The sequence below is a fragment of the Hymenobacter citatus genome (assembly GCF_014333615.1).
Taxonomy (GTDB): Bacteria; Bacteroidota; Bacteroidia; order Cytophagales; family Hymenobacteraceae; genus Hymenobacter; species Hymenobacter citatus.
The window spans coordinates 25,472-42,379 of record NZ_JACSCY010000007.1 but is presented as its reverse complement, the minus strand read 5'-3'; the positions used below and the strand labels follow the sequence as shown (position 1 = coordinate 42,379).

Annotated in this window: 12 protein-coding genes; 4 read left to right on the top strand and 8 right to left on the bottom strand. The window is 57.2% G+C overall.

Annotated features, from left to right (window positions below):
- Positions 1–139 precede the first annotated feature (139 nt).
- The 3 genes from H8B15_RS10765 (at position 140) to H8B15_RS10755 (ending at position 3,133) form a co-directional block, all read left to right on the top strand.
- Positions 140–1,237: a family 10 glycosylhydrolase gene (locus H8B15_RS10765; protein ID WP_187319695.1), complete on the top strand. Its 1,098-nt coding sequence runs from the start codon at positions 140–142 to the stop codon at positions 1,235–1,237.
- Positions 1,238–1,343: 106 nt separating this feature from the next.
- Complete coding sequence (locus H8B15_RS10760; protein ID WP_187319694.1) at positions 1,344–2,288, top strand: helix-turn-helix domain-containing protein; 945 nt, start codon at positions 1,344–1,346, stop codon at positions 2,286–2,288.
- A gap of 92 nt (positions 2,289–2,380) precedes the next feature.
- Entirely contained in the window at positions 2,381–3,133 is a 753-nt protein-coding gene (locus H8B15_RS10755) for an SDR family NAD(P)-dependent oxidoreductase (protein ID WP_187319693.1), read from the top strand.
- A 170-nt stretch (positions 3,134–3,303) separates the two neighbouring features.
- On the opposite strand, the gene H8B15_RS10750 is transcribed toward H8B15_RS10755, so the two are convergent.
- From H8B15_RS10750 to lpxK, 5 genes are all read right to left on the bottom strand, one after another.
- Positions 3,304–5,265 carry a glycoside hydrolase family 2 protein gene (locus tag H8B15_RS10750; protein ID WP_246455395.1) on the bottom strand — a complete coding sequence of 654 codons (1,962 nt, stop codon included), beginning with the start codon at positions 5,263–5,265 and terminating at the stop codon, positions 3,304–3,306.
- A gap of 177 nt (positions 5,266–5,442) precedes the next feature.
- Entirely contained in the window at positions 5,443–5,913 is a 471-nt protein-coding gene (locus H8B15_RS10745) for a hypothetical protein (protein WP_187319692.1), read from the bottom strand.
- 68 nt (positions 5,914–5,981) lie between these two features.
- Positions 5,982–6,578: a MiaE family protein gene (locus H8B15_RS10740; RefSeq protein ID WP_187319691.1), complete on the bottom strand. Its 597-nt coding sequence runs from the start codon at positions 6,576–6,578 to the stop codon at positions 5,982–5,984.
- A 125-nt stretch (positions 6,579–6,703) separates the two neighbouring features.
- Positions 6,704–8,815, bottom strand: coding sequence for a putative porin (locus H8B15_RS10735; protein ID WP_187319690.1), 2,112 nt, complete (start codon positions 8,813–8,815; stop codon positions 6,704–6,706).
- Positions 8,808–9,863 carry a tetraacyldisaccharide 4'-kinase gene (lpxK, locus tag H8B15_RS10730; RefSeq protein ID WP_187319689.1) on the bottom strand — a complete coding sequence of 352 codons (1,056 nt, stop codon included), beginning with the start codon at positions 9,861–9,863 and terminating at the stop codon, positions 8,808–8,810. Before lpxK ends, H8B15_RS10735 begins: the two co-directional genes overlap by 8 nt.
- Positions 9,864–9,968: 105 nt before the next feature.
- Here lpxK and H8B15_RS10725 point away from each other — a divergent pair, with 105 nt between their 5' ends.
- Positions 9,969–10,652 carry a uracil-DNA glycosylase family protein gene (locus H8B15_RS10725; protein WP_187319688.1) on the top strand — a complete coding sequence of 228 codons (684 nt, stop codon included), beginning with the start codon at positions 9,969–9,971 and terminating at the stop codon, positions 10,650–10,652.
- Between the two features lie 39 nt (positions 10,653–10,691).
- On the opposite strand, the gene H8B15_RS10720 is transcribed toward H8B15_RS10725, so the two are convergent.
- From H8B15_RS10720 to H8B15_RS10710, 3 genes are read right to left on the bottom strand one after another with little or no spacing between them, the layout of a single operon-like run.
- The gene (locus H8B15_RS10720) at positions 10,692–11,375 is read right to left on the bottom strand and encodes a DUF3823 domain-containing protein (protein WP_187319687.1); all 684 of its coding nucleotides are present in this window, start codon (positions 11,373–11,375) and stop codon (positions 10,692–10,694) included.
- Positions 11,376–11,380: 5 nt separating this feature from the next.
- On the bottom strand, positions 11,381–13,228 hold the full coding sequence (locus H8B15_RS10715; RefSeq protein WP_187319686.1) for a RagB/SusD family nutrient uptake outer membrane protein: 1,848 nt from the start codon (positions 13,226–13,228) through the stop codon (positions 11,381–11,383).
- 13 nt (positions 13,229–13,241) lie between these two features.
- Positions 13,242–16,469 (bottom strand): SusC/RagA family TonB-linked outer membrane protein, encoded by a 3,228-nt coding sequence (locus H8B15_RS10710; protein WP_187319685.1) that lies wholly within the window; start codon positions 16,467–16,469, stop codon positions 13,242–13,244.
- Positions 16,470–16,908 lie beyond the last annotated feature (439 nt).

Here is a 16,908-nt window from a genome sequence, read left to right as displayed (position 1 = left end):
AAGGACCTTATCACGTGTGAACGGCAAGCGTACCAACGACTCGTTCAACTGGCATAAGGTCCTTCGCTGCACTCAGGATGACAGTACTATTATATTCGCCTTGACTTTCTTTGCCCTACCTCCAAAACCCTCAACCTCTATGACAACCCGGCGGAATTTTGTTAAAAACAGCGTAGTAGCGGGCCTCTCCGCCTCACTCCTACCCAGTGTGGCCGCCGCGGCCGTGCCCGCAGCCGCGCCCAAAACCCGCTGGAAGCACTGGGTATGGACTAACCCCGATGCCAAAGACACCGAGCAACAGCTGGCCGAGCGCTACCGCAAGTATTACGACGCGGGCGTGCGCGGCATTTTCTTCGAGGCCGACAGTGAAAAGCACTGCCGCGCCGCTAAAGCCCAGAAGCTGGAGGCTCACCGCTGGATCTGGACCATGAACCGCGGCGAAAAGTCCTTGCTGGCGGCCCATCCCGAGTGGTACGCCGTGAGCCGCACGGGCAAATCCTGCGCCACCCACCCACCCTACGTAGATTACTACCGCTGGCTGTGCCCCTCGCGCGAGGAGGTGAAACAGTACCTGGCCGACGACTACGAAGCCGCCCTGAAAAAGGACTACGTAGACGGCGTGCACCTCGACTACGTGCGCTTCTGCGACGTAATTCTGCCCGTAAACCTGTGGGACAAGTACAAGATTGTGCAAACCAGCGAGCTGCCGGAGTACGATTTCTGCTACTGCCCGGTCTGCAAAGCCGCTTATAAGGCCGAACATGGTATTGATATCGACACGGTGCAGTATCCGGAGGCCAGCCCCTCGTGGCGGGTGTTTCGCTACCAGCGCGTGAACCGGGTGGTAGAGCGCCTAATGAAGGTGGCTCAGAAGTACAAGAAACCCATGACGGCCGCCGTGTTCCCTACCCCCGACATTGCCCACCGCAACGTGAAGCAGGACTGGGTGAACTGGAACATCAGCGGCGTGTGCCCCATGATCTACCACGGGTTCTACAAAGAAAACGTAGCCTGGATTGGGCAAGCCGTGGCCGAAGGCGTGCAGGCCCTCAACGGCAAATTTCCGCTCTACGCCGGCCTCTTTCTCCCCGATTTCAAGAACGACGCGGAGGTGCAGCAAGGCATTACCAACGCCCTGCGCAACGGCGCAGCCGGTGTATCGCTGTTCGGCGACGTGTCGGATGGGGCGTTGCTGGCCTTGAAAACGGCCTCAGCGCAGGTAGGCACAGCGCAGTAGCCGACATCTGAGCGTCGTGCTGTTGGCTTTGGCCTGACGCGCAGATACCGGCAAACTTTGCGGCCGGTTGTGGGTTGCTTTGAATCTTACAAAGCAACCCACCGCCATGACGACTGCTGCCCTACAGGACCTGTATCAGGAACTGGCTCCCTGCACCGGACTCGACCTGAGCGCCCTGCTGCCCGGAGGCATTCAGCGCGAGGTCGGCCATTTCAATGTGTTTGATTTGACCAACTTCTGGCAGTCCGCCCAACTGCGGCCCGGCACGTCCTACCCCTGCCGCTCGTTCTACAAAATCAGCTTGTTGCGCAGTCACAGCCGCGCCGAATACGCTGATCAGACTATTGATATTGCGCCCGACACCCTGGTGTTTTCGACGCCTAAAGTCTCGTTTCAGTGGCGACCCGCCGAAATGCAGCGGGGGCAGTTCTGCCTTTTCACGGCCGAATTTTTACTACCAGTCCTTGGGGGGCTTACCCCCGACGAGCTGCCCCTGTTCCGGGCCGATGGCTACCTTGTATTTCAGCTAACCCCGGTTGAGGTAGCACGGGTAGAGGCCATTTTCGCGAAGATGCACGAGGAATTATCCTCCGACTACGCCTACAAGTATGACCTGCTGCGGGCCTACGTGTTGGAGTTGCTGCACCTGGGGCAGAGGCGGCAGCCCAGCACGGCGCTGCATCCCGCCCACTCGGCGGCGGCCCGGCTCAGCTCGCGCTTCGTGGAACTGCTGGAGCGGCAGTTTCCGCTTACCACGCCCCAACAGCGCGTGTCGCTGCGCACGGCCAAGGATTTTGCCGATCAACTGGCCGTACACGTCAACCACCTCAATAAAGTACTGAAAGACAGTACCGGTCGTACCACCACCGACCTCATCAGCGGGCGGCGGGCGCAGGAGGCCAAGGCCCTGCTGCGCCAAACCGACTGGACGCTCTGGGAAATTGCCGACAGCCTGGGCTTTGTCGACGTGGCGCACTTCTCGCACTCTTTCCGCCGCTATGCCACCCTGAGCCCCGGCGCTTTTCGGGCGCAGGAAGCCGTGCCGATTTGATTTCTACAATAAGCGGATTGACGAGTACAACATCGCAGGAAGCTGCTCGGGAGACCTTTGTCGTGTTCAATTAACACCACAAATGCGCTTCTATGAGCACTTCCAACATAGCACTCGTAACCGGCGGCAGCCGGGGCTTAGGCAAAGACATGGCCCTGAAACTAGCCCAGCAGGGCATCGATGTTATCCTCACCTACCGCAGCCAGCAGGCCGAAGCCGCCGCCGTAGTTGCCGAAATTGAAGCCCTGGGCCACCGCGCCGTAGCCCTACCCCTAAACGTGGCTGATATCAATACCTTTGGCGCCTTTTTCGACCAGGTTGCCGCGGTGCTGGCCGACACTTTTGGTACCGATCGGTTCGACTTTCTCATCAACAACGCCGGCACCAGCCTGAGCGCCCCCATTGCTGAAACAACGGAAGCGCAGTTTGATGAGATGCTCAACATCCACCTCAAGGGCGTGTACTTCCTCACGCAAAAGGCGCTGCCCCTGCTGCGCGACGGCGGCCGTATCATCAACATTTCCACAGTGTCCGCGCGTAGTTCCTATGCGGGCTTTTCAGCCTACGCCAGCATGAAAGGGGCGGTGGAAGTTTTCACCCGCTACTTGGCCGTGGAGTTGGGCAGTCGGGGCATTGCGGCCAACGTGGTTGCGCCCGGCGCCGTATTTGGTGGCGGCGCGATGCCGGATACGCCCGAGATGCGCGCCTGGGTGGCCCAAGCCACGGCTCTGGGCCGCACGGCCGAGCCCGACGATATCGGCGGCATCGTCGCTTTCCTCTGCACCGATGCGGCCCGCTGGCTCAATGGCCAGCGCCTGGAGGTAACCGGGGGAATAGTGCTGTAAGGCGGCCTGATTTATAAATTCTTGTACATTGATTCCTTAAACCAAAAGCGCGCCGTTGCTGGCATAATCAGCAACGGCGCGCTTTTAGTAAACGGCATTTATTCCGCGTCTTCGTCGGGTTGTTACGCTGCGCATAAGCGAACTACAACAACAGATACGAGAGGTAGGGCTTACTTCACCTCCTTGAATAGCGGTGCGTGAATCTTGCGCAGCGTTTTCACCGGGATTTTGATAACCTCCCGGTCATACGTCAGCAGGCCGTTGATTTCGCCTTCCACATCAGTGGTTTGGGTATAGACAGCAGCCGAAAGTGCCCGATTCTGGTAGTAGTCAATGATTTTGGCGTATTTCTTCCGGTAGGCGTCTTCCACGGCTTTGGCATCGTGGTAGGTTTGGTAGCCCCAGTTACGCATCTCGGGGTTCCAGAGGTGTCCTTCAATGGGCCAGCCAATGCCGCCAAACTCCCCTATCACCACGGCGCGGTTGGGTTTGGCCTCCGGGGCACGGGGCTCCTCCTCGTAGGTATGGATGTCGAAGAAGTCGCCGGCGCCCCGGTCGTTCCAGCCGCTCACGGCGTTTACCAGGCGGCTCGGGTCAAGTTTCTGCGTTTGGGCAGCGAGGCGCTGGTTGTCATATTCACCCCAGCCTTCATTGTGCACCACCCAGGTCACGATGCTGGGGTGGTTGTAGAGGCGGTCAATCATGCGGTGCAGCTCCAGCTCAAACTGCTCCTTGGCCAGGGAGCGGCGCAGAGGTTCCTGCTTTACGCCGTTGTGGTCGTTTTGGGAGGTATGGTCGAGGAAGCCGGAGGGCATGTCCTGCCAGATCAGGATGCCCAGGCGGTCGGCCTGGTAGTAGTAGCGGTCGGGCTCTACCTTGATGTGCTTGCGCAGCATGTTGAAGCCGGACTGCTTCAGGAAGTCAATCTCGAAAATCATGGCCTCATCCGAAGGCGGCGTGAGCAGCCCGGCCGGCCACCAGCCCTGGTCGAGCGGGCCGTTCTGAAACACAAACTTATCGTTGAGCAGCAACACTGGCTGGCCCGGCACCGGCCCTGGCCCCAGCGAAATCTTACGCATGGCAAAGTAGCCCGTCACCACGTCGGTGGGTGCACCTACCACATTGGCTTTGGCGTAGGCATCGGCCAGGGGCCGCCCGTTGCGGGGGCGCTTGTTGCGCTCCATGTCGCCGAAGGGGTCTTCTACGGTCACCAGTTCCGTTTTCACATCATACAGAAACGGCTTATCGGGCGACCAGAGCTTGGGTTTGGCAATGTTGAGGTAGGCCACCTGCCCTACCTTCACCACCGTGCTGGCCACCGTTTTCTTCCCATCCATGGCCGTGACGCGGATAGCGCTGGTGTAGTTCCGTTCGCTCACGGGGCGGTGCAAAAGCGCCTCCACGCGCAAGCGGCTGGAGTCTACCTCGGGCGTGAGGCGCACCTCTTCGAGGTAGCCGGCTGTGGGCACAGGCTCCATCCACACCGTTTGCCAGATACCCGATACGGGCGTGTACCAAATACCCTCGGGGTTGGTGACCTGCTTGCCGCGGGGCTGCTCGCCGGTAGAGCTCGGGTCAGTCACGCCCAGCACCAGTTCGTTGTCGCCGTCGGTTTTCAGAAAGTCCGTAATGTCGAAGCTGAACGGGTCGGAGCCGCCGGTGTGGCTGCCTACCAGTCCGCCGTTCAGCCACAGGCTGCACTCGTAGTCTACGGCCCCGAAGTGCAGCAGCACCCGCTGGCCCTGCCACTGCGTGGGCACTTGCAGGAAGCGGCGGTACCACAGGCGCTGCTCAGGGCGCAGGGGCTTGGTCACGCCCGACAGGGTCGATTCTATGCAGAAAGGTACCAGAATCTTCCCCTCGAACGAGGTAGGCGCGGGCACCGTTTGAGTGGTGATGGCGTAGTCCCACTGCCCGTTTAGGTTTTGCCACTGCGGGCGTACTAGTTGGGGGCGCGGATACTCGCGCCAAGCGTTGTCGGGGGTTACTTTCTTTTCCCACCGGCTCATGATGGGCGCTTTGCGCACCTCGGGGGTAGTACTGGCTGGCGCTTGGGCGTAGGCACCGGAGCCGGCGCCACACAAGACGGCGCTAACGCCAGCCAACAAACAGAGTCGTTGGAAAAGCAGCATAGGGTAGGGTTTTGGTGAATGGAAGCGAAGGACGGAGTATCCGGCAGTACCGTAGTTTTTGCTGAATAGTTGCGGCCATTCCAGCGTATTGCAAAGACTGCAACCCACTGCCAAAGCTGCGTGCCGGCACCAAGTTTCACACCCTACCCATTCTTCCTGCACCGCTGACGCCAGGTATTACTTGCTCACCCGCACAAATTGCTGCGCAAACGCCGGAATGGCCGCGTTGCTTACCGGGTCGGTGGGCGTGGTGAGTTGTATCACCAGCGGCTGCCCGTTCACCACACTGCACGCTACGAGTCTATAGGCCAACCCATTAAAGTTCTTATACGTTAGCTTATACCCCTTCACCTCATTGCCAAGCAGGTAGAAAGTAGCCGGTTCTTGATGAACGCCTTTTAGTCCGCGCCGCACCTGCGCTATGTACTCCTCGCCCAGGGCGCGGTAGTCCTTGAAATCGAGGTAGACCCAGCTTAGCTGCGCATCCTCGCAGGCCAGCTCGTGCTCCGTGACGGCCACGCAGCCCACCGGCGCCGTATAGGGCTGACCACAAAAATTAAGCTGCCGGGACACAGGCATCGGCCCCTGCGCCCACGCCCCCAAAGGCAACCAGAATAAGAAAAGCAGGAAGGAGTAGCGTATATTCATAAAAGCCAATATAGGACGTTTTACGTCCGTTGGCAATTTCTCCGTGCTTTTTCCTATTTACCTGAGGATTAGTGCATCCGGTCGTCGCGCACGGGCAGGCTGGTCACGATGTCGCCCTCGATTTTCAGCAGCTCTTGCAGGCGCGTGTCCACCTCCTTGGGGTCACAATATTCTTTGGCTAGGTCTACGTAGCTCACAAAGTGGCCGGCTTCGGACACCATCAGCTCGTAGTAGAACTGGCTCAGCTCGGGGTCGGGAATGTGTTTCCAGAGCAGCTTAAATCGCTCGCAGCTGCGCGCCTCAATCAGGGCCGATACTAGGAGTTGGTCCATGAGCTGCCGCTCGCGGGCGCCGCCCTTGCGCACGTGCGTCATGAGCTGCACCACGTACTCGTCGCGGCGGGGGCGGCCTAGCTGGTGGCCGCGCTTGCGCAGCTCCTCCAGCACCCGCTCGAAGTGGCTCCACTCCTCGGCCACCAGCAGCGTCAGCTCGTCTACCAGCCGCGTTTTCTCGGGGTACTTCACAATCAGCGAAATGCCGGTGCTGGCCGCCTTCTGCTCGCAATACGCGTGGTCGACGAGAATGTCTTCGATGTTTTTGCTGGCAATATCCACCCACCGCGGGTCGGTATTCAGCTTGAGCTTGAGGATGGTTTTTTCTTTCATGGGAGAGAAAATGGTGAGATAGTGAGATGGTGAAATAATGAGTTTTATGTTCTGGATGCGCCGCTTGCGCAAACTGCACTAACAGAACATAAAACTCGCTATTTCACCATCTCACCATCTCACCTCTAGTTAAAGAACTGCCAGCGGATACCGAACTGGATGCGGCGCTGCTGGGCGGTGTAGTAGGGGGTGGTAAAGTAGCCGTTGCCGGCCAGGCCCTGGTTAAGGTAGGCCACCTTCACAAATACGCCTACGGTTTTCACGTCGGCAGCCAGAAACACGTTGATAACCGGATAGTTGCGAATCTCGAAGCTGTTTTGCAGGTAAAACTGCTGGGTGCTAGGGCTGTACTGGTAGGCCCGGTAGCTCGACTGGTAGTACATCTCGGCCCCAATCTGCCCGAACAGCGCCTTGCGGAAAATCTCGTTCTGGTAGTACACCCGCGACAGCGACACCAGCGTTGGAATGCGAATCGGGTCGTTGTTGCCAGTTCCCTGGCCGCCGAGCGTATAGGTGCCCTGGTTGTCGAAGTATACCTTGCCGTAGTTGAAGCGGTGCCGAGCGGTGAGGGTTACGAGTTGTTGTGCACTAGAATTTCGCGGCTTCCCATCAATATTATAATATACTAAATTAAGGATACTTATAAATGAGCCAGAAGCATTAAAATGATGACGACCCAGTTTCTGTGAAATATGAGCTGAAAACTGCTGTATGTCAGTGTTATTCAAAGTTGTATCGGCTTCGCTTGGTCGATAGTCCCATTTAAAATGATTTCCGCTATACAGCTGTTGCGTGAGGGTAGGCGAATAGCCAACCAGCAGCACTTCCCCTGTCAGCGGCCCCAATCGGGCCTGCCCGCGCAGGCGGTATTCCTTGTTGAGCACTAGATATTCTGCTTCGCCTTGAATAGCAAATTGCTTGTAGTTGAAAGCTGCATTGCCACCCACAAACACCTGGCCTGCAATTGCTTTCCCTTCGCCTCGGTATACTTTCAGAGGATCCAGCTTACGCACATCAGCTGGGGTAGGGGTGCTGGGATACGGCAGTTGCGGCGAGCGACCCGCCGAATCTGTTCCAGTGATGGTAGAAAACAGACTTTCCATACGGAGGCTGATGTCGCGGCGGCGGGCATACACGCGGTACTCCACCAACGACCCTTTCCAGGTGGTAGTCCCCAGAAAGCCGAGCGTGTTTTCTATCTGGTGGTAGGTGGCAATATCATTGGTCTTCGTGAGGTTGAGGAAGGTATTGGGGTAGCCGGGATACACCGGCTGGCCGTTCGCCCGCACGATACCGTTGTCGTAGAAGCGATTACGCTGGGAGTTGTAGTCCAGCACGTGAAAGGCCGTGAGGCCCTGCCCCAGCAGCCGGTAGGTGTGCGCCAGGTGCACGTTGTTGCGCTCCTCTTCGTTAGCGGCGGTGGCGCCCCCGGCCCCTGTCTGCAACCATACTGTCTGCGTGCTGGGTTGTATAAACAATAACCCTTTATCAAGCAATGTATCGGCTGCTATTGGGTCGCTATTGCGCCGGATGCCGCCCTGCTCAATGGCGCGGTGCCGGGAGGTGGTGACGTTGAACAGGCCGTGGTACCGGTCGTTGGGCGACTGGTAGCGCATGAATACCAGCACGTTGGTATGGCGCACCAAGTCGTTGCGGCCCGTTACGTCGGCCAGCGTTTTGGTCGACGTAAACCGCTCATACACCGCACCCACGTTGAAGTACTTCTTCACACTGCGCGCGTAGGACAGTCGGAACGTCGACTCGCCGGTACTCCCCAGATTAAACTGAAAATACGAGTAGGGCGAGCGGGTATCGTAGTAGGGAATGGTAGCCGGGTTGATGGCGTACTTATCGAACACGTTGCGGCCCAGGCGGTTGCCCAGTTGCGTATTGGTCTGCCACAACAGCGGCCGGGTGGCAGTGCCCAGGTTGCCCAGGTCCTGCTGAAACGTGCTATCGTGCAGCCAGTAGCGCTGTTGGGGTAGGCGCGTGAGGGTGGTATCCACCATCACCGGCGTGATGGTGTCGCGCAGCACGTCGGCCTCCCGAATGATGAACGTAGTTTTGGGACCATAGAGCACCTTGGTGGAGTCGTCTACAATCTGGGCGCGGGTGACCAGAGGGAACAGCCACATCACTATAACCACCGGCACTAGCCAGCTTCGCCGGGTCGGCGACAACGACAACAACCGGCGCAGCAGCCGGCTTACGAGCAAAAAACGAAACAAATCAGACAACAGCGTGGGGCTGAAAAATAGGTGTTAGCAGCGCCAGCAAACGGCTTTCGCCATCGGCCAAAAACTGCACGTCAATCGGAATATAAAATAAAGGCCAGTTGGCTACTACCGCCCGCAACGCGGGCACTTGTAGGCGGGCTGCATCTTTTTGCGTGGTGAAAACGCTAACGCCCGGCCGTAATTGCGCAGCTACCTGTCGAAGCTCCGTTTCGCTGAACAAATGGTGGTCGGCAAAGGCGGCGTGGCTTACAATCTGGTACCCCGCCGACTCCAAATATGTGCGTAGCGGCGCCGGATTAGCAACACCCGTTAGTAGTATTATAGCTTGGCTTTCGATATTCTGCGGTTGATGTACGGCCACCGGAGCACCGTATTGGTACGCGGAGAATAAAACCGGCACCTGGGGTCGGGCATAGCGCCGCACACGCCGCATAATTTCCTGCTGCTGCTCAGCGCCAAGGTGAGGGTCGCACTTGGTAATAAGCACGGCGTCGGCCCGTTGGGCGCCAGCGCGGCTTTCGCGCAGGCGTCCGGCGGGCAGCACATGGTCCTCGTAAAATGGGCGCTGCTGCTCCGTTAGCAACAGGTTGAGGGTAGGGCGCACGTGGCGGTGCTGATAGGCATCGTCGAGCACCACGGCGGTGGGCGGCTGAGGTAGGGCCAGCAGCCGCCGGATGCCCGCGCACCGATCTTCGCTCACGGCTACAAGTACTTGTTCGGCAAACTCCTGCACATACTGTTGGGGCTCGTCGCCAATGGTTTGGGCGGTATCGGAAGGGGTAGCGAGGCGGTAGCCGCGGGTCTGACGGCCATAGCCCCGGCTCAGAATAGCCGGGTGCTGACCGTGCCGGAGCAACTGGCGCGTCAGCCAGACTACGTGAGGTGTTTTGCCGGTGCCGCCTACCCGCAGATTACCCACATTTACCACGGGTATCGGAAACTGCTCACTTTTCTTGATTCCCTGGCCATACAACCAGTTGCGCACGTGCATTACTCCGGCATAGAGCCAGGCAACAGGCAGTAGCAAGAGGGTCAGCAACGTGGGCATCAACAACAAGGGGTGAACGGGCCAGCAAAAGTAGCGGGAAAAGCGCAGGAAACCCGACCATCAGTGGCGGATAGGTCGTAGGAAAGCGGAACCCCTACCCTGCCTATGTCTACCTTCGCCGACCGCCTGCTGTCGTTTCTCGCAACGTTTCCCCTACCCTCCGCGCCGTTGCCTGAGGGCGTGGTGGCCGTGAGCCCCTACCAACAGCCCGAGCCATTGCGGCTACTCACACAGTTTGCCCAACGTTACTATGCCACCAACCGCCCGCGGGTGGCGCTGCTGGGCATCAACCCCGGCCGGTTGGGCAACGGCCGCACCGGCGTGGCCTTCACCGACCCTACCGCGCTGGCCGCCTGGGGAATCGACAACGACCTGCCGCGCCGCCGCGAGCCAAGTAGCGAGTTCGTGCAGGCCGTTATTATGGCTATGGGCGGCCCACAGATGTTCTATGAGCACTTCTTTCTCGGTTCACTTTACTCATTGGTTCTGCTAAAAAACGACCTGAACTATAATTTCTACGATTCGCCGGCCGTAACGCAGGCGCTATGGCCCGACATCCAGCAGTCCGTACAACAGATGACCACCGAGGTAGGGCTGGCCCGCCACGCCGCCGTGTGCCTGGGCCGCCGCAATGGGCAGTACTTCCAACGGCTCAACGGCGAACTGCAATTGTTTGATGAGCTGCACATTCTGGACCACCCGCGCTACCTGATGCAGTATAAGCGCCGGGCACTGGCTGAGAATGTAGCTCGGTACAGGGAGATACTTGAGTCCATAAAAAAAGGGTAGCCACATGGCTACCCTTTTTATTACCGTCAGCGCAAGCTGTTACTCCAGCTTTTGCACGGGCGTGTAGAGATATTCACCGGCCCCGCTTGCTCTCACCCCCAGGCGGGCATACACGGGACCCTTGATAGAGGTAGGCACAGCAAGTGAAAAGGTCAGTGGTTTGCTCAGATCAGCTACGTCGGCACCGCTTTTCTCGCTACGGGCCAAGTTGTTCGTTGCGTCCACAATGGCTGTTCGGCTGATAAAAAGCACTACCCGATCAATATTTCTGGTTGCCGTTTTGGCGACGGTACAAGTAGCCGTCACCGTAGAGCCGTTTTTTTGGATGCTGGCATTAGAAAACGTGAAGTAGGGCTGCACCGGCACATCTACCACAGTATTGCCCTTCACATTGACGCTGATGCTGTCTGTATTGTCCACCCATGGGCCATTACCGCGGGAGCGCACCAGCTTGTAGTCACCGTTAAACAATTCCGCCGAGAAGGTACCATCCTGGTCCACAAACACCGGAATTTTGGTAAACAAGCCGAAGCCGCGCTGCCAGAGCTCCAGCATAGAGGCGTTACTACCCAAGTTGGTGGAGCCAAATGAGCGGACGCCCACGGCCTGATCCTGGTACACTACCCGCCCCGTCAGGCGGGATTTAGGAGGGTCTACGTTATCCTTAGCACAGCTTGTAAACAACATCGCACTGGCCAGGAGGCTATAAACTATTGCTTTCATGAGGCTTAGTGGAAGGGGTTACGAACGAGTTTAGGGTTGTTGTTGAGTACGCCCTGATCAATGGAAGAATAATAGTTGCCCAGGCGGAAGTTACGCGGGGCTCGGAAGCGGGGTGCCACCAGCTTCAGGAACACGTATTTGCCGTCGCGCGCAGCATCGCCGGGGCGCACCACGCGGTAGGGATACAGCGCGTACATCATAGCGTTGGGATTCGTGTTGTCGCCGTTCCACAGCACACTCGCCCGGCGCCAACGCATCAGGTCCCACACGCGGTGGTCTTCAAAAGCCAGCTCTACCCGACGCTCGTTTTCCAGTTTCAGTCGGCTGAGGGTAGTGAGACTGTTGGCTGGGAAGCCAGCCCGCTCGCGCACCCGGTTCACGTAGGTAAGTGCCTCGGCTTCGTTGCCTAGCTCTAGCGCGGCCTCCGAGGCGTTCAGCAGCACTTCGCCTAGGCGGAACCAAATCCACCACGTGTCGCTCTGAATACCACGGGTGCTGGATTTAGGCGTCGAATCGATGTACTTGCGCAGGTAGAACCCAGTGTTTGTTACTTCTGACTGCGCCCGTTGCGGCCCCGAACTGCCCGTTAGGGTCTTGCCATCCGTGTAAAGAGTAGCTAGGCCGCCTTCTACCATGTTGTACCCGCTGCCATTCCACACCATCACACCGGCCTGAATTTCCACCTCCTGCCCTTTGAAGGTAGTGCCGGGGTAGATAACCGTACCGTAGAGGCGGGCATCTTTGTTGGCGAAAGGCGCACTCAGGTTATCGTAGTAGATATAGTCGGTATTGGCAGCGTTGCGCGTTTTAATTTCGCCCGACGTGCCATCCAGATATTCGTAGCTCTCTACCAGGTTCAACACCGGCGTGATGATGGACGACGACAGGTTATCCTCCCGAATACCGCGGGCAATGTTGTCGTAGGTGAACAGGTGACGCCGGTTCTTCGCCGTTAAAAAGTCCTTGGCCAGAATCACTTCCGGGTTCGGCGACTTGCGGGTAATCGCATCGTAGAAGTTTTCCCCCAGGTTTACGGGGTTGGCTCGGTAAAGCGAGTAGGGGCCAGCTATTACCTCTTTGGCCGCGTCCAACGATTTTTGGTAATACTCTCTGGCCCGGCTGGCCGGAATGCCTACTTCTCCGCCCGGCGTTTCAATATTCAGGCCTGAAGCGCTGTTGTACTTGGCAATAGAACCCGCGTACAGCATTGCCCGGCATTTCAGCGCCATGGCCGTGTAGCGGTTTGCGCGGGTGTTGCTACCCGCGTTGCCCAGGTCGTTTTTAATGGCGTCTAGCTCACTGCCGATAAAGTCGTACAGCTCCGCCTCTTTGCTGCGCGGTACCTGTAGGGGCGTCGGGTTGCCGCTGAAATCATAGATGAGCTGCTGCGTTATCAGGGGCACGCCGCCCATGCGCTTCACCATTTCGAAGTAGATGTACGCCCGCAGAAAGCGCAACTCCGATTTGAACTGTAGCTTCTGTGTTTCCGGCAGGGAGGTGCTGAACTTATCAATGTTTTCGATGGATAAGTTGATGTCCCGGATCAGGCCATAGTCCCAGTAGCGCCACCAGTCGTAGTTGTATTCTACTTGGTTGTTAAAGCCGTCGCCGTTACCCGACCACATGGCCTCATCGTAGGCAGCAAACCGGTCCCAGCCCGCGTCAATGCGCGTGTGGGCGGGTATACGGTCGTAGAAGTTGGCGAGCAGACTCGTCACCAGGTTCGCGTCGTTCCACACCTGCGCATCCGTCACCAGGTTTGGTGGGTCACGATCTAAGAAATCTTTTTCGCAAGCTCCCAGTCCAAGCGTAAGGCCCAGACCAAGCGTCAAAAGTTTATGTTTCAGTCTCATATGCAGCAGGAAATTAAATGCTCAGGTTTATGCCCGCATTGAACAGTCGCTGGGGCGGATAGATGAGGCCCCCGTTTGACGAAATCTCCGGATCGAGGTCGTATTTCTTTAAAGTATCAAAGGAGTACAGGTTGGTACCGTTCACGTACACGCGCAACGCTCCCACGCCAAACCGGTTCAGGAAAGGCTTTGGCAGGCTGTAGCCCAGCTCTAGGTTGCGGATGCGCAGATACCGCACGTTCACGGTCCAGAAGTCGCTCCGACGGTTGTAGTTCGGGTGGCCGGAGTCGTCGCGGCGTACGGCGGGGTAGGTACCCGGTACCCAGGGGCTGTCGTTGTTGAAGGGGTCTTCGCGGTGCCAGCGGTCCTCAAAGAAGTAGTTGGGCGACGTGCCGTTGTTCTGGAACGGTATTTTTTGCTCTACCTCCCGGCGGAAGGTTTGCAGGCCGGCCCCTACCAGGTCAAAGTTCAGGGTAAATCCTTTGTAGCCGAGCGAGGTATTGAGGGCATAGGTGACGTATGGCGTGGCTCCTTCGGCATAGCCAATCGGCCGCTCGTCGAGGTAGTTAATCACGCCGTCGCCGTTCACATCCTTGTACTTATGGTCGCCAGGCAGCATGTTGCGGTTGCCCTGGCCGTCGTTGTTGATGGGGTAGTCGGCAATTTCCTGCTCCGACTGGAACTGCCCAATCACCTGATAGCCCCAACCCACGTTCGACCACCGGTCGTTGTAGCGGTTGCGGTACTCCTCCCAGGAGTTGCCAAAGCGCGGCTTGTACTGCTCAATATTCCGCGCTCTAGCCAGCGTGGCGTGGGCCGTTACAGTGTAGGTGAAATCGTTGATGGCGCTGGAGTAGGTCAGTGCTCCTTCGAGGCCCCGCACTGCGTCCGAGTTCAGGTTTTCTGGCGGAATCCCGTATCCTATTTCCGCGGGTATCAATACATCATAGCGCTGAGCAAGCAAGCCTGTGCGGCGGCGCTCAAAGACATCGAACTGCCCCGTCAGCTTATTTTGCAGGAAGCCCACATCTATCCCGACGTTGGCATTGGTATTCGTCAGCCACGAAACGTTCGTAATGGGAGGATCGAGGGGGTCAATCCCAATGGTATAGTTGCCGTTGAAGATGGCACTACCCGCCGGAAACCGGTAGCCAGGTAGGAACCTGTAGAAATCTACAATAGGGTTGTTTCCTATATAGTCGCTACCCGTACGGCCATAGCTGGCGCGCAGCTTCAGCTGCGTAATGGTTTCGCCCAGATTATCCTTGATAAAAGGCTCTTCCGAGATGCGCCAACCGGCCGATACCCCTGGGAAGAAGCCGTACCGCTTACCCGGCGCAAACAGCCAGGAGCCATCGTAACGGCCCAGCACTTCCAGCAGATACTTCTGCTTGTAGTTGTAGTTGATACGGCCAATGTAGCCCGCCCGCGCCGACTCAAAGATTTCGTCAATCAGCAAATCCTGGTTGGCAAACAGCTGAATCGGAATGGTATTGTTGGGCGGTACGGTGTGCACCACGTTGTACTTGTTTTCCGTGTCGTAGCGCTCATAGGCCGCTACTGCCGAGATGCCATGGTCACCGAAAGTTTTATTGTAGTTCAGCTGCAATTGCCCGTACCGGTCAATCACGTTGCGCCGCCGGGTTTCGCGCCAGGGGTTTTGGTTGCCCCCACCCGGTACAATGTCGTAGGTATCATTGGCCCCGTTGTAGCGGTAGCCGTTATAGGTGTACTCGAAGCCGTCGAAATCAAAGTTGGTAAAGTTGTAGGAACCAATGGCCTTGGCACTCAGACCAAAATCGAAATCGTACTGCGCCGTGAAGTTGCCTTTGGCCGAGCGCCAGTAGTCCTGCGAGTAGCCCGTTACCTCGGTGCGGTACGTGGCCGGGTTCACGTTGATGTTGTGCGTCTGATTGATGTAGGCCGGGTTGTCGTTGGCGTAGGGCGACTCCGTGGGCCACATCGAGAAGATGCTCAGGAAGGGGTTAAAGTAGTCGTCAATACCCGGCACGCCAGCCTGAAAACGGTCTTCGATACGGGCGTAAATCTGCGTGCCGATGGTCAGGCGCTTGGTAATATTGGCCTCCACGTTGGCCTGCAGGTTGGTACGCTTGAAGTGGAAGTCCTTGATAAGCGCTTCCTGCGCCAAATGCGTACCTGATATGTAGTACCGCACATTTTCTGACCCACCCGATACGCTGGCGTTGACCGAGTACTGCGGTACATTGGGGCGCAGAACCTCTTTGTAATAATCGTAGCTTCTATAGCCAGGGGCACCTACGCGCCACTTCTCCAGCACCTCCGGTGTAATGGTTTCGCCCTTCACAGGCTCGTTTACGGGCGTGCGGCCCTGGTTCTGCCCGGCTTCCTGCAACGCCCGCACGTGCTGGTAGGCAGTGGCCGGACGCGGATAGCGCGTGAAGTTCTGCAACCCGTAGTAGCCGGATATATTAATGGTAGGCTTACCCGTGGTACCTCTCTTCGTGGTCACAAGCACTACCCCGTTGGCCGCCCGCAAACCATAGATAGCGGCCGAGGCGTCCTTTAGAATCGAGATATTGTCGATATCATTCAGGCCCAGGTTGTTGAACTGACCAGCATCCGCCACTACCCCGTCAATAACATAGAGCGGGTCGCCCATATTGCGGATTTGGATGTTAGTGCCGCCACCAGGACGGGCATCGGGCTGGCGGGCCGAAATACCTGGCACCCGGCCTACCAGCGCGCTGGAGGAGGTGGAAGCAGGCGTACGTACAATCTCCGCTGATTTGGTGGTGCTAATGGCGCCCGTTACCGTCGCCCGTGACTGCGTGCCGTAACCCACTACCACTACCTCGTCAAGCGCCTTTTGGTCCGTGCCTAACCGAATTGTCAGGCGCGCAGTAGAGGTAGCCACCACTTCCTGCGACTGATATCCGATGAAGGATACGACCAGTGTGGACCCCTCGGGTACTACCAGCGTAAAATTGCCATCGGCATCAGTCTGGGCACCATTGCTGGTGCCTTTCTGCACCACGTTTACACCCGGAATAGCACTGCCCGTAGCGTCTACTACCCTGCCTTGCACGGTAATATCGGCGGCCGCACTTATCTCTCGTGCGCTTACTGTGGTCAGAGGTAGGGCCTGAACGGATTGACCTGCTGTCAGGCCAAGTGCCGTGCAAAGCACAAGGGGCACAATAGCGCGTCCCGAACTCCTCCTAACACTGCGTTGCCGCTTGTTGCGTATTCGGTTCTTCATATTCGAATAGAGTTTGTGGTGGAAGTGTGAAAAGTGTATTGCTCATCGACAGTCGTCTAAAGACTTGCTATGACTAAGTTATTTCTTGAATAATCAGGTAGAAAAGCTCAACTAATGCAATCGATTGCAAGAACCACTATAAAACAATCGATTGTGCAGAGGATAAAGGCCGGCGTCATTTACTACAGTAGAAGCCCCTGATTGCGATTTATTTGCATTCATCGTATCAATAGTATTGAATTATGAGAATAAAAAACAGTAATCAACTCAAAAATTCATCTATTTTTCACTTTTAGCAAATTCATATATGTTTTGACAAGTATTTAAACAGACGAAACAACAAACGTTTGCAGAAGCTTATACTGGCCAATCGTTTGCATTCATTTACTCAAGGAGTTGCTTATGCTTGCCTGAAATTGTCTTTCTTGCTTTAGCATAC

Coding starts and splice junctions, on each gene's coding strand:
- H8B15_RS10725 (WP_187319688.1), top strand. CDS start 9,969: ATGTCTACCTTCGCCGACCGCCTGCTGTCGTTTCTCGCAACGTTTCCC.
- H8B15_RS10760 (WP_187319694.1), top strand. CDS start 1,344: ATGACGACTGCTGCCCTACAGGACCTGTATCAGGAACTGGCTCCCTGC.
- H8B15_RS10750 (WP_246455395.1), bottom strand. CDS start 5,265: ATGCTGCTTTTCCAACGACTCTGTTTGTTGGCTGGCGTTAGCGCCGTC.
- H8B15_RS10710 (WP_187319685.1), bottom strand. CDS start 16,469: ATGAAGAACCGAATACGCAACAAGCGGCAACGCAGTGTTAGGAGGAGT.
- H8B15_RS10740 (WP_187319691.1), bottom strand. CDS start 6,578: ATGAAAGAAAAAACCATCCTCAAGCTCAAGCTGAATACCGACCCGCGG.
- H8B15_RS10765 (WP_187319695.1), top strand. CDS start 140: ATGACAACCCGGCGGAATTTTGTTAAAAACAGCGTAGTAGCGGGCCTC.
- H8B15_RS10745 (WP_187319692.1), bottom strand. CDS start 5,913: ATGAATATACGCTACTCCTTCCTGCTTTTCTTATTCTGGTTGCCTTTG.
- H8B15_RS10755 (WP_187319693.1), top strand. CDS start 2,381: ATGAGCACTTCCAACATAGCACTCGTAACCGGCGGCAGCCGGGGCTTA.
- H8B15_RS10715 (WP_187319686.1), bottom strand. CDS start 13,228: ATGAGACTGAAACATAAACTTTTGACGCTTGGTCTGGGCCTTACGCTT.
- lpxK (WP_187319689.1), bottom strand. CDS start 9,863: ATGCCCACGTTGCTGACCCTCTTGCTACTGCCTGTTGCCTGGCTCTAT.
- H8B15_RS10720 (WP_187319687.1), bottom strand. CDS start 11,375: ATGAAAGCAATAGTTTATAGCCTCCTGGCCAGTGCGATGTTGTTTACA.